The sequence below is a fragment of the Streptomyces sp. NBC_00076 genome, assembly GCF_045041235.1.
Lineage (GTDB): Bacteria > Actinomycetota > Actinomycetes > Streptomycetales > Streptomycetaceae > Streptomyces.
Window position 1 is genome coordinate 5,481,012 of the sequence record NZ_CP108242.1, and the last position, 23,419, is coordinate 5,504,430.

Sequence of the window (23,419 nt, forward strand, 5' to 3'; positions counted from 1 at the left end):
TCCGGGAATACTCATCGCGCGTGGCGTCGAATTCTCACTTCATGGCCACAGATATTGCTCCGCCCGGACCGCAACGTCGCTGCCGGGGCCGTCCGGCAGCCGTGCCCGGCCCCCCTCCCACCAGCAAATGTGCCGGGTTTCGGGGGCCGATGTGCCGCCGCCCTCGTCAGCGGACGGGCCGCCGTCGCACCCGCCGCGCCCCTCGTACCGTGATGAAGGCCACAGCGCCGATGAAGACCACGATTCCGATGGCCAGCAGATAGCCCAGACCGTCCGCCGCCACGCCGATGATGCCCAGGGCGACGGCCACGAGGACGAGCAGCAGGAAGGCCACCATCATTGCGAACACCTCCTGGTCGAGCGGCCGAGCGGTCGAGCGGGTCGAGCGGTCGAGCGGGTCGAGCGGTCGAGCGGGTCGAGCGGCCGAGCGGGTCGAGCCGCCGAACCGTCGCGAGGTCAGCGGCGGGCGAGCCGGCGTTCGCCGTTGACGCCCGGCTGATACGCCATGCCGTAGTGCTGGAAGATCGATTCCTCCCGTTCGGCGGGCAGAACGTCGTCCGTCCCGATCGAAGGAGCCTTCCGTACCTCTGCCTTGGGGTGGGAGACCCGCACGTAATCGGGTCCGAGGACGGCCTCGTCGAGCGGGACGAAGGTCAGTCGGTGGCGGGTGGGCAGCCCGGTGCGGACCGTGGCCACGGCGGGTTGGTCCGTCGCCGTGTCCACATAGACCGCTTCCAGCATGCCGATCTTGTGGCCCTTGGGATCGACCACGTCGTGATTGCGCCACTCGCGGATGTCGGCTGAACGGATCATGCCTGCTCCCTGTCTGCCGGCCCACTTGTCATCGTAGAACCGCGGGACCCTTCCGGCATGGGGGGATTATGAGTAATTCGGACGAAAAGCGGCCGGCCCCACCACGCGGACGCGCGTGGTGGGGCCGGCTTTCCGATGCGGGGACGCGGGGCCAGGGAGTTGGTCCGACGTCCTACGGCTGCGGGGCGGGGGACGGGGACGGGGACGGACTCGCCGACGGCGACGGCGTGACGGCGTCCGAGGGCGTGCCGGACAGCGGCTCGAAGGCCAGGGCGTCCCAGGCGATCGAGTCGTCGCCGGTGCCGTCCGCGGTGTCCGAGCTCAGCGAGACGCTCGGAGCGCCCTGGAACTGGTACGACCCCAGGGAGACCCAGCTGTTCTTGCCCCCGGTGTCCTGGGAGATCGTCTTCTCCAGGACGGTGCCGTCACCGAGGTCGACCCGGTAGGTGGCCTGGCCGGTGTCGGCCTCGTGGTCGGGCAGATGCACCATGACCCGCGCCCAGCCCTTGACCGACCGGTCCGGCGTCCAGGTCCCGGTGACGACCGAGTCGGTGAGACTCGGCACCCGGGTGTGGGTGAACCAGAAGTGACCGCCGAAGCCCGAGCCGAGCTGATGGAAGTCGATCTTCGAGGGATAAACGGTCGTACCGTTCTGCGCCGCCGAGCCGAAGGTGAACGACAGCGTGCCCCGGCTGGTCCAGTTCTCCTTGCCGGCACAGGGGTTGGCGCCGCCCACCCGGAACTTCACCGTGTTCGGCACGTCGTCCACGATCAGCGCGTTCGACGGCAGGGAGGACGAGCAGGACGCCGGGTGCGGCGCGGTGACCTTCGGCTCCGGATCGGTCGCCTTGTACGTCAGTACCTCCGTGCCGCATGTGGTGGCGCAGTCCGTCCACGTCGACGGCTGGTTCCACCAGCACTTGAAGTCGTCCCGCTGGCACGGCCCTTCGGGCTGGCTCGACCCCTCGACCTGGTGCGGCTTGGAGGTGTCGCACTCGTTGACGCCGGGGGAGCAGAACGCGTCGTGCGGCGGCTGGGCGTTCGGCGCCCCGCCGGCCGGCCAACTGCCGACGGCGAAGGCCGCGGAGGCGGCGCCGGTCGCCGGGTCCGTCTTCAGCTGGGAGTACGCCGCCCAGCCCAGGACCCGCTCCGGGTACGTCCACAGGTTGGGGCTGCGAGCGTCGTCGGCGCCGGACGACAGGAACATCTTGCGGTCGGGCGGGTAGAGCCCGTTGGCCGGGTTGTTGAACCAGCCCAGGCCCCAGGGGGCGGTGGCGTCCGAAGCGGTCGGCTCGTTGAAGCCGCTGTTGTACGCCCACAGCGCGAACCACCAGTTCTCCAGGTACCGGGGGTCACCGCCGTTGGCGAGAATGCCCCGTTCGTACAGCTGGTTCCACTTGTCCTGGAGGATCTGCACGCTCGCCGCGATGTTGGCCGCGTAGTCCACGGTGATCGCCCGCTGCTGCTCGGCGGTGTACGTGGTGTCGGTGCGGGCCATGCCGCTGGTCACCTGGCCGATGCCGTAACCGCAGTCGGCGGCGGACCAGTCGACGGTGTGGACGCTGCCGGCGTTGCCGTAGTAGCCGCCCTGGATGAAGTTGCCGCTCTCGCCGGCGGACGCCCTGGAGGTGGACTGCAGCAGGTTGGACTCCTGGCTGAGCACGCCGAGCAGGACCTGCGCGGGCACCCGGCCGCCGCCCTTGAGCCGGCCCGGCGGGAACAGCCCCTGCGGGGTGTACGACGCGAGGTCGGTGCCGTTCCATCCGCTACGGCGGCGGACGTCGAGCCGACCCTGTACGGCGAGGTCGGTCGCCCACTCGACCATCGCGGGGGACGGCTGGAGTGCCTGGAGCCCGGGGTCGTTGCGGGAGACGGCGCAGGCACGGTCCGGGTCGGTGGTGGTGTGCGCGGGGTCGTCGTCGACGCTGTCCAGCCGCATGCCGGCCGACGGGCTCCCGCCGTCGCCGCCCCGGGCGCGCACGGACAGGGCCGGGGACTGCTCGGCGCCCTGTTCCCGCTGGGGTGCTCTGGGCTTCACCCGGAAGTCGAAGGCCGCGTCGGTGCCCGTCGCCACGGCGTGGATGCCGACCGGCTGTGCCGTGGCGGTGGCGGTGCCGGGGGCGGGGAGGACGTCGACGGTCTTGTGGCCGGCCGCCTCGGTGCCGGTGCCGACACCGGTCAGGGCGAGGGCGCCGGTGGTGGAGACCTCGGACGAGGCCGGGACGTCGAGGGTCCGCCAGCTCTTGGGGAGGGCGGAGCCCGGGATGTCCTTCCCCGCGTCCGGCCCGGTGACGAAGACCCGGCCGCCGGTGCCGCGCACCGCCAGGGCGCCCAGTGCGCCGGAGCCGAGCAGCCGGTCGGGGCCGTCCTCCGTGACCCGGCGGACCTGCACCTTCTTCCCGTCGTCCGGGACCTGGTAGGCGAGACCGTCGTGCGCGTCCGGCACCAGGCGGAACGGCGTCCCCGCGGTACGGGCCAGCGTGCGCAGGTGCCCCCCGCCGTCCACCGAGACGACGGAGCTCGCGGTGGCCGCCGCGATGCCGTCGCCGAAGGGCACGGCGGAGCTCAGCTGACCGGGGACGGTCTGCTCACGGGTGAGTTTTCCCTGCCGTGCGTCGACGGTCAGCAGTTCCGTGCCGTCGCCCTGCGGCCGGGACAGCACCGCCTGTTCGCCGTCGCCGCAGCCGGGGTTGAAGTAGGCGAGGGACACCAGCCGCGGCAGTTTGGTCACCGTGCCGTCCGCCAGGTCGACCACGGCCGCGAAGCCGCCCTGCTGGAAGCCCTGTTGGTCGTTGACCGCCTGCCGGGGCGCGTAGACCACCACGGCGTGGTCGCCCGAGGCCGTGACGCAACTCTGGCCGATCCACTGGTCGGTGTCGACGCCCGGTTCGGAGAGGGTGGCCGCGGTGTGCCAGGCGTAGGCGTGCGAGGCGTCGGCGACCAGGACGTGCAGGCCGGTGGCGTCTCCGTCGTAGGTGACCATCCGGTCGTCGGACTGCCGCCAGCCGGACGGCAGTTGGGAGGTGTCGGTGACCCGGTCGGCCAAGGCCGGGGCGGTGGGGCCGGGCGGGTCGGTCAGTGCCGCCGAGGCGAGTGGCGCGACGATCGCCAGCGCCAGCACGGAGGTCGCGCCTGCCATGAGTATGCGACCGCGTCGGTTCCTCGGCACCCGCCAACGGTGTCTTCCCAGTGGGTCTTTACGAGAGGTACGCAAGGCGTTCCGTCCAGATTCACTTGTGGGGGTCTGGTACCGGCTTCGATGGTCCCCCCGAGCCGGAGAAGCGGAAGTTACCAGTCCGAATTGACCGTGGAGGGTCCCCGAGGGGCCTTACTGAGAGGTATCCACGAAATATCCACGTGGGCTGAAATGGAACTCTGAGACGGTGTCACCGCACGGTCGGCAGCCCATGGGGCGAGCCGGTCCCCACCCGAGCGAATCCGAAGGATCAGCGAACGTGTCGTTCAAGAACAGTCGTCTCAGGGTCGCTTTGGTGGCTCTCGTCGTGGCGCTGGCCGGCCTGGCCACGGCCGGGCCCGCCGCGGCGGCCACCCAGCGGACCACCCCGGCGGTGTCCACCAGCCGGCCCGCCCAGGAGCCCGTCCTCGTCACCGGCTTCGTGGACCTGCCCACCAGCGCCCTGCCGGCCGACAGCAAGAAGCACGTGGTCACGGTCACCTACCGCAACGACTCGGCGGCCGACCGGACGGTGGCCCCGCAGCTCCTGGTGGCGTCCCCGGACGCTGGGCCGTTCCTGACGCCCTCGGACGTCACGGTTGAGCGGCGCACCGCGGACGGATGCTGGGAAGCCGTCCAACTCGCCAGCCAGACCGGCACGTTGTTCACCGACCTGCCGACCGCGCAGCGCACCCTGCACGCGGGTGAGACACTCACCGAGCACTACCGCCTCACCGTCGTGAACCTGGACGCCCAGGGCACGGTGGAGCCGCGGGTCGCCCTCTACGGCTGAGCCGCACGACCGGCCCGGGGGCGACCCCGACAGCTCCCCGAGGCTCGAGGCCGTCAGCGCCCTGGGTCTCGGGGACCGGGCAGGTCGGCGTGGCAGGTGCAGTTGCCGCGACCGAGAAGCCCCGCCCGGTGCAGGCCCTCGCGCGCCTGGACCCACGCCCAACGTGACAGGACGCGGGTTCTGGGGCCGAAGAAGCCGCTGAGGAGCACGCCCGGGGTCAGGTTGACGACCTCGTGCCACCAGTACGCGGGTACGTAGAGCACATCGCCCGGTTCGAGATCCGCCACGAAGAAGTCGCCGTCTTCCTGGCCGGCTGCCAGCTTCTCGGCACCGATCAGGGACAGGCGGGCCCATGCGTCGTACTTCGGGGATTCCAGGCCGGCCCGTTTCACCGCCCCGGGGTGGGCGAGATGGAAGCGCTTCGTCCCCATGATCTGGACGGCGAGATTGTCCAGGAGATCGCAGTGCAGGCCGGTACGAGCGTGCGCGGGGCCGATCCAGGTGGCGCTCGAGCTTATGGTCCCCGACGGGAACAATTCCTGGCTTCTGAGATCCGCGCGCAACTGCGGAAACTTCTTGAGCAGATCGAACTCTTTGAGATAGACCGGTGTGTCGTCCGGGGGCGCTTCGCGCGTCAGACGGCTGACATAGGAACCCAGGGTCGACGTGGTGAATCGGGTTCTCTCGGTCTCCCTGTTTCCCGCGACCAGTCGCACGGGGAGTTCGGGGTCGAGTGAGGCGAGGTGCGGGAAACTCCACTTCTTGACGGCGGGCCAGTCGGCGGCCGCCGCCCGGAACACCGTGGGAGTACGAGTACGGACATGGGTTGCGGGCGCTTCCTCGGAGGCGGGCAGCGGTCGGAACGCGGGCATGGCCTCTCTCCCGTCAGGAACGAGCAGGATCCGCTGCCCCGGGCAGGGCCTGAATCAAATCAGGTAGGGCGCCTCGTATGACGGCAGCATGGTTCAGTGACCGTTCGTGCGGAAAGTAGTCGGGCTTGCAGGCGGCGATGCTCTGGAACCCCTTGCTGTGGTAATAGCGAAGTTGGGGGTCGAGCGGAAGGCCGTTGCGCTTGGCGTACACGTACTCTCCGACCGGTACCTCGGGGTTGGCGCTCTTCCAGGCGGACAGACCGGGCAGGGGGGACCCGAGATATACCTCGCGGTATCCGAGTGCGGATATGTGGGGAAGGAAGAAGGTGAAGACGGCTGTCACCGCGTCCCCGTCAATGCTGCTGAGGCTGATACCGAAGAGGGAACGGCTCGCGTGCGGATCCGGAGATTCGGCGTTGACGCATTCTTCCCAGGAAAGTGCTGTGCGTGCCTTTTCGGCCGTGATCGGCTTGGTGAACAGCGAGGTGAGCACTTCGCCGGTGGTGAGGGAGAAAGCGCCGACGCAGAGGTGCGGATTCTCCTCGATGCGTTGGACGAGATCTTCGCGGCCGGCCGACTGTTCTTCCGTCCACTTGGCCTCCTCCAGCGCCATGAGTCCTTCGGCGTCATCCGGCCGAAGGAAACGCACCTCGACGTCGTCCGAGACATTCATGAAACTCCCCTTTGGCTGCGGGTGGGGTGAATCTTCGCCCTGGGGGATATTTGCATGCCGAGTGGGGGTTTGCGGAGAAGGCCACTTTTTGTTGCGGATGCCTTCACCCGGAGTTGGGATTACCCGAGGTGATTTCGGGTCGTGGAACTCTTGAAGACGAGCGCATGGTGATCGTGAAGAGCTTGAAGCGTGAACGGAAAAGGGCCTCCGGGAACCGCTCGGAATGGCATCGCACCATCCGAACTGCCAGGAGGCCCAGCCTTCATGCGGTCATGCGGTCCAGCTGTGGGCCACGTCGACCACCAGCCGGTCGGGCAGTTGGATCACCCGGAACGGCAGCCGGGCGCGGACGCCGAGGCCGATCTGGGTCTCGCCCTCGAAGCTGCCGGCGAAGCGGGTGTCCCTGAAGGTGCGGTATCCGCTGATGTCCACACCGGGCAGCGGGCGGGAGACCCGACCCGGGTAGGTGGGCGCGCCGCTTTCCAGGGCGTAGCTGGGTGCGGCGACCCGGACTTCGAGGATGGCCCCGCCGCCCACCGGGATGTAGGCCCCGGAAGCGTCCTGGTAGAGCCGGTCGACGTAGTGGACGTAGTAGCCGACGGTGCCGCCGCCGGGGACGTCGAACACCATCCGGTCGTAGCAGTCGTGCTGTCCGGTCCTGATGTTCGTCAGCGGCACGGCGCCGGCGGTGACGCCGCCCTTGACTCCGCTGCCCCAGCCCGTCGGGCAGGCCGAGGCGCTCGTGGCGGTAGACGGCGAAGCGCCCGCGGTGACAGCTCCCGCCGCCAGCAGGCCGCCCGCGAGGGCGAGCGCCGCGGCTGCGGCTCCTATTCTTCGCATGTTGTCCCCCTTGGTATTGCTTGGAGAGGTAAAGCTGTTATGGGGTGAGACGACCGGGTATCCCGGAAGGTTGCACGCCGGGGCGAAGGGCTTTGCGGCATGCGTGAGGCGCCGGGCCCGGGAAGGGCCCGGCGCCTCGGCTGCCGGGGTGGACGGTGTCGGGTGACGCGAGGTCAGCGGCGCGCTACGCCGATGCGGTCGAGGCGGTCGCTGACTCCGTTGCGGAGTTCGCCGAGCGTGGTGCCGGGCGGGGCCACCGTGGGCGTGGAGGACGGCGGCTGGGTCTCGTCCGCGCAGGTCGTGCCCCGGGCCGGGACCTTCAGGTCCACCAGGTAGCTCGTGACGGCGTCCGTCGCGCAGGCGCTGCGGCCGAAGGCGGTGTGTCCCTCGGCCTTGAAGGTGAGCAGACGGCCGTTGTCGAGCTCCCGGGACAGGGCCACCGCGTCCTGGTACGGGGTGTCCGGGTCGCCGGTGTTGCCGACGACGAGGATCGGTGCCGAGCCCTTCGCGCGGTAGGAGCCGTCGTAGCGGCTGACGTGCTCGCCCTTCCACTGGACGCAGGCCGTGGCGTGCTGGTGGTCGTAGGTCGGCGGGCCGTAGGCCATGGCGGGACCGAGCAGCGGCGCCAGTCTGGCGTTGGTGGTGACCTGCCGCTTCAGCAGGGCAGGGTCACTCGGGTAGTCCTTGTCGACGCACTCGACGGCCACGTTCGGGTTCAGGAAGTCGAAGCTGGCCGGGGACGGCGGCCGTAGCAGGAAGGACGTGTTGTCGCGCTGCTGGGCCTTGCGCAGGGCCTCGCCGAAGGAGGGCCAGATGACCTTGCCCTCGTTGATGTTGAACATCAGGCGGTAGACGAGGGTGTAGCCGTTCGCCTGGCCGCCGTTCGCGGTCGGCACCGGGTTGGCGTCCAGGTCGGCCTTCAGCTTCTCGAACGCCGCCCGGGGGTCGCCGTCGCCGAACCCGCAGGTGGCCTGGTCGGCCTCGCACCAGTCGAGGAAGCGGCTCATCGCGCCGTCCAGGGCCAGGTACTGGGGTCGGTCGTACTTGTACGGCTGGTAGGAGTAGTGCACCGGGTCGTACGCGCCGTCGAGCGCCAGGGCGCGCACCCGCTTCGGGAACAGCGCCGCGTACACGGTGCCGATGTAGCTGCCGAACGACCGCCCGTAGTACGTAAGTTGGTCCTCGCCGAGGGCCTGGCGCAGCAGGTCGATGTCGCGGGCGACGTACTCGGTGCCCACGTACGGCAGCAGGTCGCCCGCGTTGTCCTGGCAGGCCTTGGCGAACTCGGCGGCCTTGCTGACGGCCGGCTCGTAGGCGTCCGGGCCGGGGACGCCCTTGGCGGCGGTGACGGCCTGGGTGTACGTCGGGTCGTCCCAGCACTGGACCTGCGAGCTGCGTCCGACGCCGCGTACGTCGTATCCGAAGACGTCGAACGAGTCGCGCAGGGCGGCCGGCAGGCCGGCGTAGTTGCCGCGGACGAAGTCCACGCCGGAGTTGCCCGGCCCGCCGGGTTGCAGGAACAGGGTGCCCTTGCGCTTCGCCTGGTCCGTGGCCTTCCGGCGGATCACCGCCAGGGTGAGGGTGCGGCCCTCCGGTTCGCGGTAGTCCAGCGGCACCTGGGCGTTCGCGCACTCGAAGCCGCCCTGGCAGTCCGACCAGGCGAGGGTCGGCACGGGCGGCGCCGCGGGCGAGGCCGCCGGGGACGCCTGGGCGGCCATCACCTGGGCCCCCGTCCCGACGACGATCAGCGCGGTCACCGCCGCCAGGGAGATCCTCAGGCGGGTGAACCCCTTCCGCGCCCGTGAGCCGGACCCGCGTCCGAACCGGCGCGCCGAGCGTCTGTCACCGTCGACGGGGACATGATCTGGCGTAGTCACTACGTGTTTCTCCTCGGGCCGATGTGCCGCCAAGAACCCACCGGTGACGGTGGGTTCGGTGACTGTCTAGCCCAATCCCGGCGTGTTCGCAGGGGAAACGGCCTCCGGTGAACGTTCACGCCCGGGTTTCCACGCGATCTCTGCACTACCCGGCGGTAGTTGGGCGTCCGTCATGTCGCCGGTTCGGCATCAGAGGTCTTCTTCTCGTCCGCGCCGGAGGCAGGCATCGCGTTGGGTCAGTGCGCGCTGGGCGTCCATGCCGCCACCAGATCCAGGAGACCGGGGAAGCGGGCGTTGAGGTCGGCGATGCGTACGTGGCTGCGGCGCTCCAGGCCGTATTGCCGCTGCCGGGTGACACCCGCCTCGCGCAGGGCCTTGAAGTGGTGGGTGAGGGAGGACTTGGGGCGGTCCAGGCCGAACCAGCCGCAGGGGTGGTCGAACTCCTCCGACTCCAGGAGGAGTTTTCGCACGATCCGCAGGCGCAGTGGGTCGCTCAGCGCACCCAGCACCGTCTCCAGCCGCAGGTCCTCGACTGCCGGCTCAGGCAGCGGCTCGGGTAGCCCCGCAGGCTTCGGCAGCACCTTGATCGCCGTCACCGGACTCACCGTCGAAGGCATGGACAACTCCTCATCACCCGCATCACTTGTACGAGTTCAATCGTACTGCCTGCTATGTTCGACTTAACTCGTACTGTGCTTGCTGGAGGGATCGGTTGTGTCGGAGAGTCGAACGGTGCCTGTGAGGGCGGCAGGAGGGCAGCAGCGCCCAGGCATGGGCGAGAGCTCGGGGGCGAGCGACTCGGCGGCTCCCACCTGGTGGGTGTGGCTGGCGGCATGGCCGGTGACCGCGGTCTTCGTCCTGTCCAACGCGGCGACCCCGCTGTACGTGCTGTGGCAGCGCGACATCGGGTTCTCCAAGGGCACCCTGACTGTGATCTTCGCCTTCTACATCGTCGGACTGCTCGGCTCCCTGCTCGTCTGCGGCGTCGTGTCCGACCGGCTTGGGCGTAAGCCCGTGCTGCTGCCCGCCCTCACCCTCGCCGTCGCGGCCTGTCTGATCTTCGCTACGGCGTCCACAGTGCCCGCGCTGATCGTGGCCCGGCTGTTCACCGGCATCGCCGTCGGAGCCGTCGTCTCCGCGGGCATGGCCGCCGTGACCGACGTGGCGGGCCCGGACCGCAAACGGCTCGCTGCCCTGCTTGCCTCCTGCGCCATGGTCTTCGGGGCCGGCCTGGGGCCGCTCCTCGCGGGCATCCTCTCCGAGACACTTCCCGCGCCGACCGTCACCGTCTTCGTCGTGGAGATGGCGATGCTGGTCACCGCAATCCTCGCCGTGCTCCGCATGCCCGTAGGGCGTCCCTCGGCACCCGCAAAGGGCGCATGGGTGCGCGTGCCCGGCGTCCCGCGCGGCAACGGTCTGCAACTCACCCTGGGCATCGCGGTGTTCGCGCCCGGCATCACCGCGACGTCCTTCGTGCTCTCGCTCGGCCCCTCGCTGCTGGCCGGCCTGCTCGGCACCACCAGCCCGATCATCGCTGGAGCCATGGCGTTCGTCATGTTCCTGGCCGCCACCGGTGTGCAGTTCGCTGTCCAGAAGCTGCGCAGGCCCGCGATCCTGACCGCCGGTGCGGTCAGCACCACCCTCAGCATGATGACGCTCGTCATCGCCGTGCACACGTCGTCGGTCGGGGTCCTCATCGCTTCCGCCTTGCTGGCCGGCGCCGGTCAGGGCATGGGGCAGCTCGGGGGCCTCTCCCTGCTCAACTCCACCGTGCCACCGCATCGGCTGGCCGAGGCCAACGCGGCACTCAACATCGGCGGATATGTCCCGGCCGGCCTCCTGCCGGTATCGGCGGGCTACCTCAGCGACGCCGTGGGGCTGACCGACGGAGCGACTCTCTTCGGCACCGTCCTGACGGCCCTCGCCGTCGTCGGTGGCCTCGTGGTGGTCACCAGCCGCCGACGGGTGCCGACACCTGCGTGACCGGACGGCACCCGTGCCAGAGGTGGCCCTGCGCGTCGCTAGCGGGCGGGTTCGGCGGTCCAGGTGATCTGCGGGGGTTCGACCCGTGCGCACAGGGGGTTGCCCAAGGGGTCGGTCAGGCCGAGGCGTCCGACCAGCAGGCCGTCACGGGCGGCGGCGGCGAGTACGTCGGCGGGGATGACGTCGAGCATGAGCTTGGCGCGGCGGAACATGGTGAAGACGCCGGCGTCGTCGACGGTGCCCCACGAGAGGTAGACGAACCGGCGGCCCAGCCGGTCCTGCACATAGGGGCCCTTGACGTCCGTGCCCGTCGGCGAGGAGTCCGCGGTGCATTGCAGGGTCCAGGTCGCGGACGCCGCGTCGCCGGGCTGCGGTTCGAGCAACTCGGCCGGACGGTCCCGGCGTTGCACGGCGACGTGGACGTTGCCGTACGCCGGGGCGTCGGTGTCGGCGGCGGCGGGGGGCCGGCAGGTGCGGCCGGGCAGGTCGACTGCGTCGATACGGATGCGCATACCCGCCATCATCCCGCCGGCCTCCCCGCCCGTGGCGCCACGGACCTGGCGCCACGAGCGGGGAGGCCCGGTTCTCAGAGGTGCGCGGCAGCCGTCAGGGTGCCACGGCGCGGCCGGTCTGCGGAGAGATCTGGCCGGCGCACAGGCCGCGGCCGGCCAGGCCCTGCGCGATGCGCGGAATCGCGGCGAGCGTGTTGGCGGACCAGTCGTGCATGAGGATGACCTGGCCGTTGGTGAGCCGGGCGGCGGCCTGCACGATGGCGTCGGTGCTCGCGCCGTTCCAGTCCTGCGAGTCGACGTTCCAGATGATCTCGGTCAGACCGTACCGGGCCGCGACGGACTTCACTGTCGCGTTGGTCTCGCCGTACGGAGGGCGGAACAGTTTCGGCGTGCCGCCTCCCGCGTTCGCGATGGCCTGCTGGGTGCGGGAGATCTCGGAGTCGATCTGTGCCTGGCTCAGCTGGGCCAGATGCGGGTGGGTGTAGCTGTGGTTGGCGACCCACATACCGGCCGCCACCTGGGCCCGGACCAGGGACGGGTTGACGGCCGCGTACTGGCCCTGGTTGAACATGGTGGCCCGCAGACCGTTCTGCCTGAGGGCGTCGAGCAGCCTTGTGGTGGAGCCGGACGGGCCGTCGTCGAAGGTGAGTCCGACGTATCCGTTGCAGGCAGCGGCCTGTGCCGGCGCGGCGCCGGCCGCGAGGGTGGCGGTTGCGGCCGTCGCGAGGACGGTCAGAGCCGTGACCAGGGCGCGGAGCGGGGAGCGCGAGTCGGGCCGCATCCTCACGGCCCCGTGTGCACGGTGATGTTGGAGCTGCCGCTGCTCTGGTAGCCCTCGGTCGCCATGATCATGTAGTACTTGAAGTTGCCCATGGGCATCCCGGCCCGGGCCCACGCGTCGAAGTGGTTGCCGGCCGTGATGGTGCCGCCCGTCCGCTTCGACTGCCGCACGCTCCAGTACTGGTCGAAGGTGCGCGTGCCCTCGACGGACGGGGCGTTGTACCGCGTCGTCTTGTAGATGTCGTACGTGCCGCCGTCGCTGGTGACGGTGCCCTTGTACGTGCCCGTGGGCCGGTAGGTGCCCCAGTTGTCGACGATGTAGTACTCGACGAGCGGGTTGGCCGTCCAGCCGTAGAGCGTCAAGTAGGCGTTGCCGGAGGGGTTGAACGTGCCCGAGTACGTCACCGTGCGGCGGGCGCCGGTGCTCCAGCCCTTGCCGGCGACGAAGTTCCCGGTGTTGCGCCAAGAGGTGCTGTAACTGCCGCCGGAGGCCAGGTTCATGGAGACCGTGCCCGGCGCGTCGGTCCAGAACGAGTAGTAGTAGCCGTTGTTGGTACCGGTCTGGTTCCTGGTGATGACCGTGTCGGCCTGCGCGGTACCGGGCAGAGCCAGCGCGGCCACGGCGACCAGTAACAGTGTGCAGAAACCACTGAAGAGCAGCCTGAGCCGGGGTGCGGGTGCGTGGTTCATGTGCGTGTCCCTTCTCGTCCTCCTGAGGCCGGTGGGGCCTTGTCGACGCAGTGTTGGCCGGGTCACGTCAACTGTCAATGGTTTCGGTTTCTGTTACGAAACATTCGAAATGCTTTTGATCTTCCTGGCGGAAAGAATTCCCAGTTCCCGGCCCTGCTGGGCCAATTTGCTTGGTCCTGAAAAGAAATTCCCGAGAACGCTTGATCAAAAATCTTGGCGCACTATCTCGAATGTTTCGAAGCCTCAGCCGGGAATATCGGGGTCGACCTGGTCCCGCCCCCACTCGGAGTCACCGAGCGGATAGGTGTACGCGGGCCGCCCCACGTTCCCGCTGGTCCGGAAGGGCTTGCCGTGGTCGTCGACGCGTACGGTGCCCTGTTTGTCGCCGCTGGACCAGTCGAGTTCCAGGTACCAGCTGACGTTGTGCGCCCGCGCGTCCGCGAAGACGTAGAAGACCTCGGGGTCGGACTCGCTCACGCTGTACGGGAAGTCGCGCTGCCCGGCCTTGGGGGAGGTGGCGGGCCGTCCGGCATCGAGGTTCACGCCGAAGGACGTGGTCTCCACGCCGCCACCGCAGCCGACTCCCATCGCGAAGTCGTTCCAGGCCGGCGGGGCGCTCTTCTCCACCACCCGCACATGCAGGGCCTCCAGGACGACGGTCGCCTTCCCCGTGCCCTGCACGGTCAGCGCCAGCATCTGCTGTCCGGCGGCGACCCCGCCGAGCGCGGTGACCCACCCGCGCGCGTCCGGCTCGCTCGGCGGCGGGGGCACCTGCTCGGCATTTTGGTCGATCAGGTAGTGCTGGCTGCACGGGCTGTCCCACTTGTACGGATTGACGGCGACCGCGGGCGCGGTGGCCCCGTCCTCGGTTCCGCCGCCCTGCGCCGCCCTGGCCCCGCCGCTCCCGGAAGCGGAGACAGAGGCGGACGCGGAGACGGAGGCGGAGCTGGAGGTGGAGGCGGAGGCAGAATCCGTCGGACCGGCGCTGCGTGAGGCGGACGGCGAGGCCGAGTGGCCCTGCGCGTCGGTGGGTTCGGCGGCGGCCCCCACGGACTGTCTCCCGCTCCGGTCGTCATCGCCCTTGCCGGGCACGAGGTTCACCACGAGCGCGGCCGAGACGACGGCGGCGACCACGGCGGCACTCGCCAAGACGACGGCACGTCGGCGCCGGGCCACGGTCGTCACCGCCGGGAGAGCCCGGTCGTCGTGGGCCTCGTCGATGTCGCGTCCGTCGTTGTCGCGCTCGGTGGTACCGCGTGCGTCGGTATCGCGTGCGGCGGCCCCGTGTTCGTCGCCCCCGCGCTCGACCTCGGGGACGCCTTCAGCCGCCGCTTCCGCGGGGGCCCCGCCCGCCTTCTGCCCCCGCCGGGCATCCGCGAGAATCCACCGCCGATGCAGCTCCACCAGTTCCTCGGGCGTCGCCTTGCACACGCGCGCGAACCTCTCCACGGGCGCGTAGTCCGTCGGTACGGCGTCCCCGTTGACGTACCGGTGAAGCGTGGACGCACTCGTGTGCAGCCGCTTCCCGAGCACCCCGTAACTGAGCCCGGACCGTTCCTTCAACCGGCCCAACAGCTCCGAGAACTCGTCCCCGGCCATGGTTCCTCCCTCTCCCCGCGTCCCGGACCCTCGTTCCAGGAGGTGGTCATTCCCCCAGGTCAGAGCTGTTGCAGGCGTTCCAGCGTTCCGGATGTCCCGTCAGTTGTGGCGGCTGGGACGGATCACCGCACAAGCTCTGGTCATCCAAGCACGCCGCTCCCGGCACACCGCCGGGCGGCCCGCACCAACACCCGTACCGCACCAGGGGGATCACATGTCCGCACGTACCCATCGCAACCGCATGCTCGCCGCCGCCGCACTCACGGCCGTCACTCTGACGCTGACGGCGTGCAGCGACGGGCAGGGCGCCCGCGACGAGGGCGCTTCGACGGTGTCCACGTCCACCTCGTCGCCCGCGGCATCCGCCACGACCCCGCCCCAGAAGAGCGGGGGAACGTCCACGGGGGCGGGACAGGCCGCCCTCGCCGGCTCGACCGGGACGACGGGTTCGAAGGGCTCCTCGGGTTCGAAGGGCTCCTCGGGCTCCGCAGCCTCAAGCGGCTCGAGCGGCTCGAAGTCCCTCTCCTCCCCCTGCACCGGCACCTCCACCAGGACGACCGCCACGCCGGTCTCCCGCCCGCTGAACCACCTGCTCCTCACCGTCACCAACACCGGCTCGAAGAACTGTGACCTCGTCGGCTACCCGGCCGTCCGGTTCGGCGAGGCCCAGTCCGTCCCACCGGCGTTCGAGGACTCCAAGCCGCAGGCCGTGGTCACGCTGGCTCCCGGTGAGTCGGGGTACGCGAGCGTCCTTCTCGCGGCGGCGGACGGCAGCGGCTCCAACGGCTACACGGCGAAGACCCTCGAGGTCTACTTCAACGACAACGCGGGCTCCGCCAACCCCTCCCTCCCCGCGAAGGGCGTGTACGTCGACGACTCGATCGGCGTCTCCTACTGGCAGTCGACCATGGCCGACGCGCTGACCTGGTGACGCACGATCAGATCGGTCGGGCCGCGGAGGAGCCGGGCTCGGAAGAACTCTGCCCCTCGTAGTCCGGACTCGGCGGGGTACCCGCGAAGTGACAGCGGGTAATCCGTCGATTCCGAGGAGGTACGTACCGTGCGCGCCTTCAAGCGCTGGCTCGACCGCAGTCTGACCGCGCAAGCCGCCCTGGCCTTCCTGCTGGGCGTGGGGGTCAACGCCCTGCTCCGCCGGGATGACCATCCGGTCCTGTGGGTGATCCACGCAGTGATCTACACCGGCGTCATCATCGCGTTCCTCGCCGTGCGGCGCCGTAGGGCCAGCCGCGCGGTCGGCACCGACGCGGCCGGAATCGCCGAACTCAACCGCAAGATCCGGCACCGCGAGGTGCCGAGGGACGCCGAGGAGCGGGCGACCATGCGACGGCTGGTCGCCGAGCAACTGGGTCAGATGGAGCGGGGAGGCCGGTGGCTGCCGTACTGGCTCGGCTTCATGGGCCTGGTGGCGATCGGCATGGTCGTCCTCGGGGCCTTCACCGGTTCCCTGGTCTTCCCGCTGGCCTTCGCGGTCGGCGTGGCCGGGTTCTGTTACGGGATCCTCTGGATGCGCCGTCGCGCCATGGGCCTCCACCGCGACATGCGCTCGGCCCTGCGGAACCAGAACGAACAGGTCGCGTGAGTTCCCAGCCCGGGACGGCTTTCCCCCACGATGCGCCACCGCCGTACTCACCCCAGGCGGCGAACATCCTCCAGATACCGCAGCACCGCGGCCACCCGGCGGTCCACCTGGTCGGTGGGGGACAGGTCGAGCTTGGCGAAGATGCTGCGGATGTGCTTGTGGACCGCCCCGTCGGTGACGACGAGCCGTTCGGCGATGGCCGAGTTGCCCAACCCCTCGGCCATCAGGCCCAGTACGTCTCGCTCACGCGGGCTGAGCCGTTCCAGCCGATGGTCCTGGCGGGAGCGGGTGAACAGCTGCGCGACGACCTCGGGGTCGATGGCGGTGCCGCCGTCCGCCACCCGGCGCAGGGCGTCCAGGAACTCCTCCACCCGCCCGACGCGCTCCTTGAGCAGATAGCCGAGGCCGGTGACACCGCCGCCGAGCAGCTCGGTGGCGAAGCTCTGCTCGACGTACGCGGACAGCACGAGGACCGCCAGGTCGGGCCGTCGGCGCCGGGCCTCGACCGCCGCGACGATCCCCTCGTCGGTGTGCGTCGGCGGCATCCGTACGTCGAGGATGGCGACGTCCGGTTTATGTACGTCGATGGCGTCCAGGACGCCGTCCGGGGTGCCGGCGGTTGCCACCACGTCGAGGCCCTCGGCCCGCAGCAGCAGGGCGAGTCCCTCGCGCAGCAACGCGTCGTCCTCGGCTATCACGATGCGCAGGGCACGATCGTCACGATCCACAGGGAAGGTCCACTTCAAGGGTTGTCGGGCCGCCCGGCGGGCTGGCCAGGGTGAGGCTACCGTCGAGCGCCGCGATCCGGCGGCGGATGCCGGTGAGCCCGGAGCCGCCGTCCGCGTCGGCGCCGCCCCGGCCGTCGTCCTCGACGCGCAGGCGCAGTCGGCCGCCGTTGCTGCGGGCGGTGACGGTGGCGTGGGTGGCGCCGCTGTGCTTGGCGATGTTGGTCAGGGCCTCGGCCACCACGAAGTAGGCGGTCGCCTCGACCGAGGCGGCACATCGCGCGGGTACGTCCACGTCGACCCGGCACGGCACGGCGCAGTTGACGGCCAGCCCGGAGAGCGCGCCCGCCAGTCCGCGGTCGGCGAGCACGGGGGGCAGGATGCTCCGGGAGACCGTGCGCAGTTCCGCGAGGGCCTGTTCCGCGGCGGACTGGGCCCGTTCGAGGAGTTCGTCGGCGCCGGCCGGGTCGCGGGCCACCATGCGTCGGGCCGCGCCCAGCAGGACGGTGACGCTGACGATGCGGTTCTGCGTGCCGTCGTGCAACGAGCGCTCGATACGGCGCAGTTCGGTGGCGTGGGCGTCGAGCGCGGCGGCGCGGGTGGCCGTCAACTCCGCGACGCGCAGGGAGAGATCGACGTCGGGACCGGCCGCGAGGAGCTGCCTGCCGGGCCGTGCCTGGAGACGGGCCATGCCGGGCGCGAGCCCGAGAATGATGAGGGTCCAGCTCAGCCCCAGCAGCGCCACGGCGAGGGCGTCGGGCCAGGAGTGTGCGGAGCCGATCCCCAGGGACGTGGCGGTTGTCTCCCTGGGCGCGAGCTTCCAGTACAGCGGAAACGCGGTGTCCCGCACGGCCAGGAGCGGCAGGAGGACACCGAGCAGCCCCAGGAGGAACCCCACCGTCGCGTGCCGGGCCAGCCAGCGCAGTTCCCGTCGGGTGGTGGGGTCGACCAGGGCGGGCCTCAGACGGGTCGGCGGGGGCTCCGGGGCGTGGACCTCCGGGCCCCAGCGGGCGAGCCGCACGCGTTCCCGGCCGGCGACGGCGTGCAGCGCGCGCAGTACGGCGGGTGCCATGAGAAGCCCCACCCCGACCGGGCTCGTCACGGCGGCGACGGCCGTCCAGAGCAGCACCAGCACGGCGAGCAGGGCCGTGTTGAGCCCGGACGCGAGCTGTCCGATCGCCGTGCCGGCGGCGCTCAGGGTGCGTACGGCGATGTCCTTGACGTCCGCGCCCCGGTCGGCGGCAGCGGTGACGGCGCTGTCCTCGTGAGTGGCCATGCACCCTCCCTCGGTCGCGAACGACCTTATGCCGCAGGCCGGTTGGCGGGTGGCTCCGAGGCCGGGAAGTACAGCCTGCTGTACCTGAACCGGGTCGGCTGCGGGATCGGCCGTCAGGGGTGCTGATCCATAGCGTCGGTGACGACAGCACGGACCGCACACGGACCGCACACGGACCGAACTCGGACCGAACTCGGACCGCACTCGGATTGCCAAGACCGCCGCAGAGCACGGGAGTTGCCCCATGACGAACACACCTGTCGAGTCCGACCGCCTCACCCGGGGAGACATCGCCCGCACGCTCCTGTGGATCGTGGTCGTGGTCAGCGCGGTCGCCAACATGACGGCCTCGTTCGGCGGTGCGAACACCTGGGTGCACCTGGCCTGCGGTGCCGTCACCGTGCTCTGCGGCGGGGCCCTCGTCGTGCGCAGCCTGCGGGGCCGTCGATGAGCGCCATCGCCCTCACGGACGTCAGCAAGGAGTACGCGGGAGGCGTACGCGCCCTCGACAACGTGTCGTTGACCGTGGACCGCGGCACGTTTCTCGCCGTGATGGGGCCCTCCGGCTCCGGCAAGAGCACGCTGATGCACTGCGCCGCCGGCCTTGACTCCCCGACGTCGGGGAGCATCCGCATCGACGGCCGGGAGATCGGCGGCCTGAACGAGACCCGCCGTACCGAACTGCGCCGGGAACGCGTCGGGTTCGTGTTCCAGGCGTACAACCTGATCCCGTCGCTCAGCGTCGAGGACAACATCACGCTGCCGCTGCGGCTGGCGGGACGCGCCCCCGACCAGGACTGGATGCGGACGCTGGTGCGGCGCGTCGGTCTCGCCGACCGGCTGGCCCACCGGCCGGCCGAGCTCTCCGGCGGCCAGCAGCAACGCGCCGCGGTCGTACGGGCGTTGGTGGCCAAGCCGGCCGTCGTGTTCGCCGACGAGCCGACCGGCGCGCTGGATCTGCGCAGCGCCCACGAGGTCCTCGACCTGCTGCGGGACCTGGTCGACGACCTGAACCAGACGGTGGTGATGGTCACCCACGATCCGGCCGCCGCGGCCCGCGCCCACCAGGTGCTGGTGATGGCCGACGGCCGGGTGGTCGAGGCCCTCGACAAGCCGACCGCCCCCGAACTCGCCCACCGTCTCGTCGAGTTGGGAGAGGTGTGAGAGCCGTGTTCCCTCTCGCGATACGCATGGCCGGGCACCGGATCACCGCGCTGATCGCGGTGGCCTGCGCGGTCCTCGGCGGCGCCGCGCTGATCACCGGCACCGGGGTGCTGGCCGAGTCCGGTCTGCGCTCCCACCTGCCGGCCGGCCGTCTGGCCGGCGCGGACGTCGTGGTCGCCGCCGACCAGGTGTTCCACCCGAGCGGCGACCTGCCGATCGCGCTCCCGGAGCGCCGTACGGTGCCTGCCCGCCTCGTCACCGAACTGTCCGGGCTGCCGGGGGTCGAGGCCGCGGTCGGTGACATCGGCTTCCCCGCCGCCCTCGTCGACGCCCGCGGCCGGGTCGTACCGACCGAGGACCCCGCGTCCGCCGGGCACGGCTGGTCCTCGACCGGCCTGCTGAAGGCCCCGAAGGTCGACGGCGGCGAGCCCACCGGTTCCGGCGAGGTCGCCGTGGACCGCGCGACCGCCGCCGCGGCGGGGGTCCGGGTCGGCGACCGGGTCGAGGTCGTCGCGGCCGCCCGTCCCGCCGCCGGCTACCGCGTCTCGGCGGTGGTCGACGCCCCGGACGCCGGGATCCTCTTCGCCGACACGACGGCCGTACGACTGTCCGGTCGCGCGAGCGGCGACCCCGGGCCGCGTGCCGGAACCGTCGACCTGATCGGCCTGCGCACCGCGCCGGGCGCGGAGGAACGGGTCGCCGCGGAGGTACGGACGAAGCTCACGAAGCTGAAGGGCGCCGGGCTGGTGGCGGTGACCGGCGCGGGCCGCGGTGACCTGGTCGCACCCGGCGCGGGCGCGTCCCGCTCGCTGCTGATCCTCCTCGCCTCCTCCCTCGCCGGCATCGTCCTGCTGATCACCGGGTTCGTGATGGCGAGCGCGTTGGCCGTGTCGGTGGGCGGGCAGCGCCGCGATCTGGCGCTGATGCGGGCCGTCGGGGCAACTCCGCGGCAGATCCGCCGACTTGCCGCCGCGCAGGCCACGGTCATCGCGGCCGTGGCGCTGGTGCCCGGGGTGGCGCTGGGCTATCCGCTGGCCGGGCAGTTCCGTGACCTGCTGGCGGACCGGGGTGTCGTACCGTCCGAACTGCCCCTCACCTACAGCCCGTTGCCCGCCCTCGCGACGATCTTCCTGACCGCCCTGGCCGTGCAGCTGTCGGCCCGGGGCGCGGCCTGGCGCACCTCCCGCAGGCCGGCCACCGAGGCGGTCGCGGAATCCCGCAGCGAACCCCGCGACCCGTCGAAGGCCCGTACCCGCGCCGGACTGCTGGTCATCCTCGCCGCGCTCACCATGTCGGCCCTGCCGCTCTTCTCCCGCACGGTCATCGGCGCCACCGGCACCTCCATGGCGGGCATCGTCGGTGCGATCGGCCTGGCCCTGGCCGGCCCGGCCCTCGTCCGGGGCGTCGGAGCCACCGCGTCCCGTCGTACCCGCTCCCACGCCTCCGCCCCGACCTGGCTGGCGATGTCCAACGTCCGCGCCTACGCGCTGCGCAACGCCGGGATCGTCAGCGCGCTGGCCATGGCGGTCATGTTCGTCCTGACCTACACCTTCGCCCAGACCACCGTGATGGCCGCCACCGCGAACGACACCCGCGCCGGCACCCTCGCCCAGCAGCGCCTCAGCGCGCCGGGACTGGGCGGCCTGCCCGACGGCACCCTGGCCGCCGTACGGAAGACCCCCGGCGTACGGGCGGCGGCCCCCGTCGGCGACACCTCCGTCGTGTGGACGTACGACCAGTTCGGCGAGCCGACGACCGAGTCCGGCTCCGCGATGATCCTCACCCCGGACGCGGCGGACGTCCTGGACCTCGACGTACGGGACGGCAGCCTCAGCGGCCTCACCGGCGCCACCGTCGCCGTCAGCAGCGACGTCGCCCGCTCACGCGGAGCCGAACCGGGCAGCAGGGTGAATCTGGTCCTGGGTGACGGCGCACGGGTCGACGCCAAGGTCGTCGCCGTGTACGCCCGCGGCCTCGGCTTCGGCACGGTCGCCCTCTCCCACGACCTGGCGGCCGGACACACCACGACCGGCCTCGACCAGTCCGTCCTCGTCCGCACCGACGGCACGGACACCGCCCGGCAGCACCTCGCCGCCCTGGCCGCGTCCCGCCCCGGCCTCACCCTCGAGGACACGAACCCCGACTCCGTCGGCGGCCTGGAGGGCGCTCCGCCCGAGGTGTGGATCAACCTGGCCACCATCGTGGTCCTGCTCGTCTACCTCCTGCTCAGCATCGCCAACAAGCTCGTCGCCGCCACCGCGCAGCGTGGTGTCGAGATGGGCGCCCTCCGCCTCAACGGCACCACACCACGCCAGATCCGCGCCATGATGCGCCGCGAGGCCGCGGTCACCGCCGCCACCGCCCTCGTCGCGGCCCTGCTCCTGTCCGCCCTCCCCCTCGCCCTTCTGGGCCAGGGCTTCCTAGGCCGTCCCTGGCCCGCCGGCCCGGCCTGGCTCCTGCCCGCGCTCGCCGTCACGGTCACCGTCACGGCCTTCCTCACCATCGAACTCCCCACCCGCCAGGCCCTGCGCACCCCGCCCGCCGACGCCATCCGCGCCCAGTGAGCCGGCTACGGGCAACGGGCCGAGCCCTCCCGAGGGGGAGCTCCGTCGACCGGGACCACGGCGCCGCGCACACGGCCGGCGCCGACCAGGAACGCCACCGCACCGCCACCGGGTGGTGGGTCCGCCATCCGTCAGGCCCGCCCGCGCGAGGCCGCCGCGCGTCGCGCCAACGAGTCGAAGACCACCGCGGTGAGCAGCACCCCACCGGTGATCATGAACTGGACCGCGGGCTCGACGCCCAGCAGCGCCATGCCCGAGGCGATCGACTGGATGATGAGTACCCCCAGCAGCGCGGACCAGGTCGAGCCCCGTCCGCCGAACAGGCTGGTACCACCGATGACGGCGGCGGCGATGGCGTTGATCAGCAGCGAGCCGGAGCCGGGGACCGTGGTCGCCGAGGAGAGTCGCGACGCGACGAACAGGCCGCCGACCGCGGCCAGGGTTCCCGACACCAGGAACACCCAGATCCGCACGTGCGCCACATGGACGCCGGACCGCCGGGCCGCCTCCACGCCGCCGCCCAGCGCGAGGACCTGGCGGCCGTAGGGCGTGCGGCGCAGAAAGAGGTCGGAGGCGACGATGGCGCCGATGAAGATCAGGAGCGCGAGCGGCAGGCCCTCGAACCGGCCCAGCACGTAGACGGCGGCGAACGCGACCACCGCGAGGAGAGCCGTCCGCGCCAAGATCTCGCCCACCGGCCGGCACGGCATCCCGGCGGCGCCGCGCCGCCTGCGGTCGCCGTAGGAGACGAGGAAGTACGCCCCCGTGCCGAGAGCCGCCAGGCCGTAGGTGAAGACGACGGCGTCGAAGTAGCGGCTGGTCAGCATGGAGACCAGCCCGTCCTCGCTGAAACCGATGGAGCTCTCCGGCCCCAGCAGGTAGAGCATCAGGCCGTTCCAGGCCAGCAGGCCCGCGAGGGTGACGACGAACGCGGGTACGCGGATCTTGGTGAAGACGAACCCCTGGAATCCCCCGGCCACCGCACCGCCCATCACCGCGATGATCACGGCGAGCCATTCCGCCATGCCGAGGTTCACGTTCAGCGCCGCGAACATGGCACCCGACAGTCCGGCGAGCGAGCCCACCGACAGGTCGAGTTCGCCGATCAGCAGCACGAAGACGACACCGATGGCGACCATGCCGGTTCCGACGATGTCCACGCTGAGGACGGACAGGTTGCGTGGTGAGAGGAAGTTGTCGTTGAGGCTCTGGAAGACGATCCAGGTCACGGCGAGAGCGAGCAGGGGCGGGGCCGGGCCGAGTTCGCCGTCGTGCACTCTGCGGCGTACGGCGCTCGCGGTCGCCCTGAGATGGTCGGTGTACCGCCGGTGTTCGTCGCGGCGCCGGTCGGCGGGTGCCGTATCGGCGGCGGGCGGGGTGTCGGCGTCCGGTGTGGAGCCGGCGGCCGGTGTGGAGTCGGTGGGCGCGGCGTCGGTGGAGCGCGCCCGGGCCCCCCTCCACCTCCCGCTCACCCTCCCCGTCC

At 71.1% G+C, this 23,419-nt stretch carries 22 protein-coding genes; 7 read left to right on the forward strand and 15 right to left on the reverse strand.

The features are described 5' to 3' along the window. Positions 1-166 precede the first annotated feature (166 nt). From OHA64_RS24910 to OHA64_RS24920, 3 genes are all read right to left on the reverse strand, one after another. Positions 167-340 (reverse strand): hypothetical protein, encoded by a 174-nt coding sequence (locus tag OHA64_RS24910; RefSeq protein ID WP_405624449.1) that lies wholly within the window; start codon positions 338-340, stop codon positions 167-169. Between the two features lie 116 nt (positions 341-456). Beyond that, the gene (locus OHA64_RS24915; RefSeq protein ID WP_405616658.1) at positions 457-813 is read right to left on the reverse strand and encodes a PRC-barrel domain-containing protein; all 357 of its coding nucleotides are present in this window, start codon (positions 811-813) and stop codon (positions 457-459) included. A 172-nt stretch (positions 814-985) separates the two neighbouring features. Next, a complete protein-coding gene (locus OHA64_RS24920; protein WP_405616660.1) occupies positions 986-3,952 on the reverse strand; it encodes a hypothetical protein in 2,967 nt (988 codons plus the stop codon). Positions 3,953-4,268: 316 nt separating this feature from the next. Here OHA64_RS24920 and OHA64_RS24925 point away from each other — a divergent pair, with 316 nt between their 5' ends. Then, positions 4,269-4,781 carry a signal peptide protein gene (locus tag OHA64_RS24925; protein ID WP_405616662.1) on the forward strand — a complete coding sequence of 171 codons (513 nt, stop codon included), beginning with the start codon at positions 4,269-4,271 and terminating at the stop codon, positions 4,779-4,781. A gap of 53 nt (positions 4,782-4,834) precedes the next feature. Here OHA64_RS24925 and OHA64_RS24930 read toward each other — a convergent pair whose 3' ends face one another. From OHA64_RS24930 to OHA64_RS24950, 5 genes are all read right to left on the reverse strand, one after another. Continuing rightward, positions 4,835-5,653: a cupin-like domain-containing protein gene (locus OHA64_RS24930; RefSeq protein WP_405616665.1), complete on the reverse strand. Its 819-nt coding sequence runs from the start codon at positions 5,651-5,653 to the stop codon at positions 4,835-4,837. Between the two features lie 13 nt (positions 5,654-5,666). Further along, a complete protein-coding gene (locus OHA64_RS24935) occupies positions 5,667-6,326 on the reverse strand; it encodes a hypothetical protein (protein WP_405616668.1) in 660 nt (219 codons plus the stop codon). 270 nt (positions 6,327-6,596) lie between these two features. Then, a complete protein-coding gene (locus OHA64_RS24940; RefSeq protein WP_405616670.1) occupies positions 6,597-7,166 on the reverse strand; it encodes a hypothetical protein in 570 nt (189 codons plus the stop codon). A gap of 173 nt (positions 7,167-7,339) precedes the next feature. Beyond that, complete coding sequence (locus tag OHA64_RS24945; protein WP_405624089.1) at positions 7,340-8,884, reverse strand: alpha/beta hydrolase; 1,545 nt, start codon at positions 8,882-8,884, stop codon at positions 7,340-7,342. A gap of 395 nt (positions 8,885-9,279) precedes the next feature. Then, on the reverse strand, positions 9,280-9,660 hold the full coding sequence (locus OHA64_RS24950) for an ArsR/SmtB family transcription factor (RefSeq protein WP_405616672.1): 381 nt from the start codon (positions 9,658-9,660) through the stop codon (positions 9,280-9,282). A 154-nt stretch (positions 9,661-9,814) separates the two neighbouring features. On the opposite strand from OHA64_RS24950, the gene OHA64_RS24955 reads away from it, so the two are divergent. Next, entirely contained in the window at positions 9,815-11,026 is a 1,212-nt protein-coding gene (locus OHA64_RS24955; protein WP_405616674.1) for an MFS transporter, read from the forward strand. Between the two features lie 38 nt (positions 11,027-11,064). On the opposite strand, the gene OHA64_RS24960 is transcribed toward OHA64_RS24955, so the two are convergent. The 4 genes from OHA64_RS24960 to OHA64_RS24975 form a co-directional block, all read right to left on the reverse strand. Further along, positions 11,065-11,538 (reverse strand): DUF5990 family protein, encoded by a 474-nt coding sequence (locus tag OHA64_RS24960; protein WP_405616676.1) that lies wholly within the window; start codon positions 11,536-11,538, stop codon positions 11,065-11,067. 94 nt (positions 11,539-11,632) lie between these two features. Next, complete coding sequence (locus OHA64_RS24965; RefSeq protein WP_405616678.1) at positions 11,633-12,319, reverse strand: polysaccharide deacetylase family protein; 687 nt, start codon at positions 12,317-12,319, stop codon at positions 11,633-11,635. A gap of 2 nt (positions 12,320-12,321) precedes the next feature. Continuing rightward, positions 12,322-13,008: a glycoside hydrolase family 11 protein gene (locus OHA64_RS24970; protein WP_405616680.1), complete on the reverse strand. Its 687-nt coding sequence runs from the start codon at positions 13,006-13,008 to the stop codon at positions 12,322-12,324. 243 nt (positions 13,009-13,251) lie between these two features. Next, positions 13,252-14,607, reverse strand: coding sequence for a helix-turn-helix domain-containing protein (locus OHA64_RS24975; protein ID WP_405616682.1), 1,356 nt, complete (start codon positions 14,605-14,607; stop codon positions 13,252-13,254). A 214-nt stretch (positions 14,608-14,821) separates the two neighbouring features. Here OHA64_RS24975 and OHA64_RS24980 point away from each other — a divergent pair, with 214 nt between their 5' ends. Both OHA64_RS24980 and OHA64_RS24985 read left to right on the forward strand, forming a co-directional pair. Further along, a complete protein-coding gene (locus OHA64_RS24980; protein ID WP_405616684.1) occupies positions 14,822-15,538 on the forward strand; it encodes a DUF4232 domain-containing protein in 717 nt (238 codons plus the stop codon). Between the two features lie 129 nt (positions 15,539-15,667). After that, positions 15,668-16,207 (forward strand): hypothetical protein, encoded by a 540-nt coding sequence (locus tag OHA64_RS24985; RefSeq protein WP_405616686.1) that lies wholly within the window; start codon positions 15,668-15,670, stop codon positions 16,205-16,207. A gap of 47 nt (positions 16,208-16,254) precedes the next feature. Here the strand turns inward: OHA64_RS24985 and OHA64_RS24990 are convergent, their stop codons facing one another. Further along, positions 16,255-16,914, reverse strand: a complete 660-nt coding sequence (locus OHA64_RS24990) for a response regulator transcription factor (protein ID WP_405624091.1) — start codon at positions 16,912-16,914, stop codon at positions 16,255-16,257. Positions 16,915-16,924: 10 nt separating this feature from the next. Continuing rightward, the gene (locus tag OHA64_RS24995) at positions 16,925-18,208 is read right to left on the reverse strand and encodes a sensor histidine kinase (protein WP_405616688.1); all 1,284 of its coding nucleotides are present in this window, start codon (positions 18,206-18,208) and stop codon (positions 16,925-16,927) included. Between the two features lie 244 nt (positions 18,209-18,452). Here OHA64_RS24995 and OHA64_RS25000 point away from each other — a divergent pair, with 244 nt between their 5' ends. From OHA64_RS25000 to OHA64_RS25010, 3 genes are read left to right on the forward strand one after another with little or no spacing between them, the layout of a single operon-like run. Further along, positions 18,453-18,659 (forward strand): hypothetical protein, encoded by a 207-nt coding sequence (locus tag OHA64_RS25000; protein WP_405616690.1) that lies wholly within the window; start codon positions 18,453-18,455, stop codon positions 18,657-18,659. Beyond that, positions 18,656-19,372 (forward strand): ABC transporter ATP-binding protein, encoded by a 717-nt coding sequence (locus OHA64_RS25005; RefSeq protein ID WP_405616692.1) that lies wholly within the window; start codon positions 18,656-18,658, stop codon positions 19,370-19,372. The genes OHA64_RS25000 and OHA64_RS25005 overlap by 4 nt, the downstream gene beginning before the upstream one ends. 5 nt (positions 19,373-19,377) lie before the next feature. Further along, positions 19,378-21,936: an FtsX-like permease family protein gene (locus OHA64_RS25010; protein WP_405616694.1), complete on the forward strand. Its 2,559-nt coding sequence runs from the start codon at positions 19,378-19,380 to the stop codon at positions 21,934-21,936. A gap of 131 nt (positions 21,937-22,067) precedes the next feature. Here the strand turns inward: OHA64_RS25010 and OHA64_RS25015 are convergent, their stop codons facing one another. Further along, on the reverse strand, positions 22,068-23,408 hold the full coding sequence (locus OHA64_RS25015) for a sugar ABC transporter permease (protein ID WP_405616696.1): 1,341 nt from the start codon (positions 23,406-23,408) through the stop codon (positions 22,068-22,070). Between the last annotated feature and the right edge of the window lie 11 nt (positions 23,409-23,419).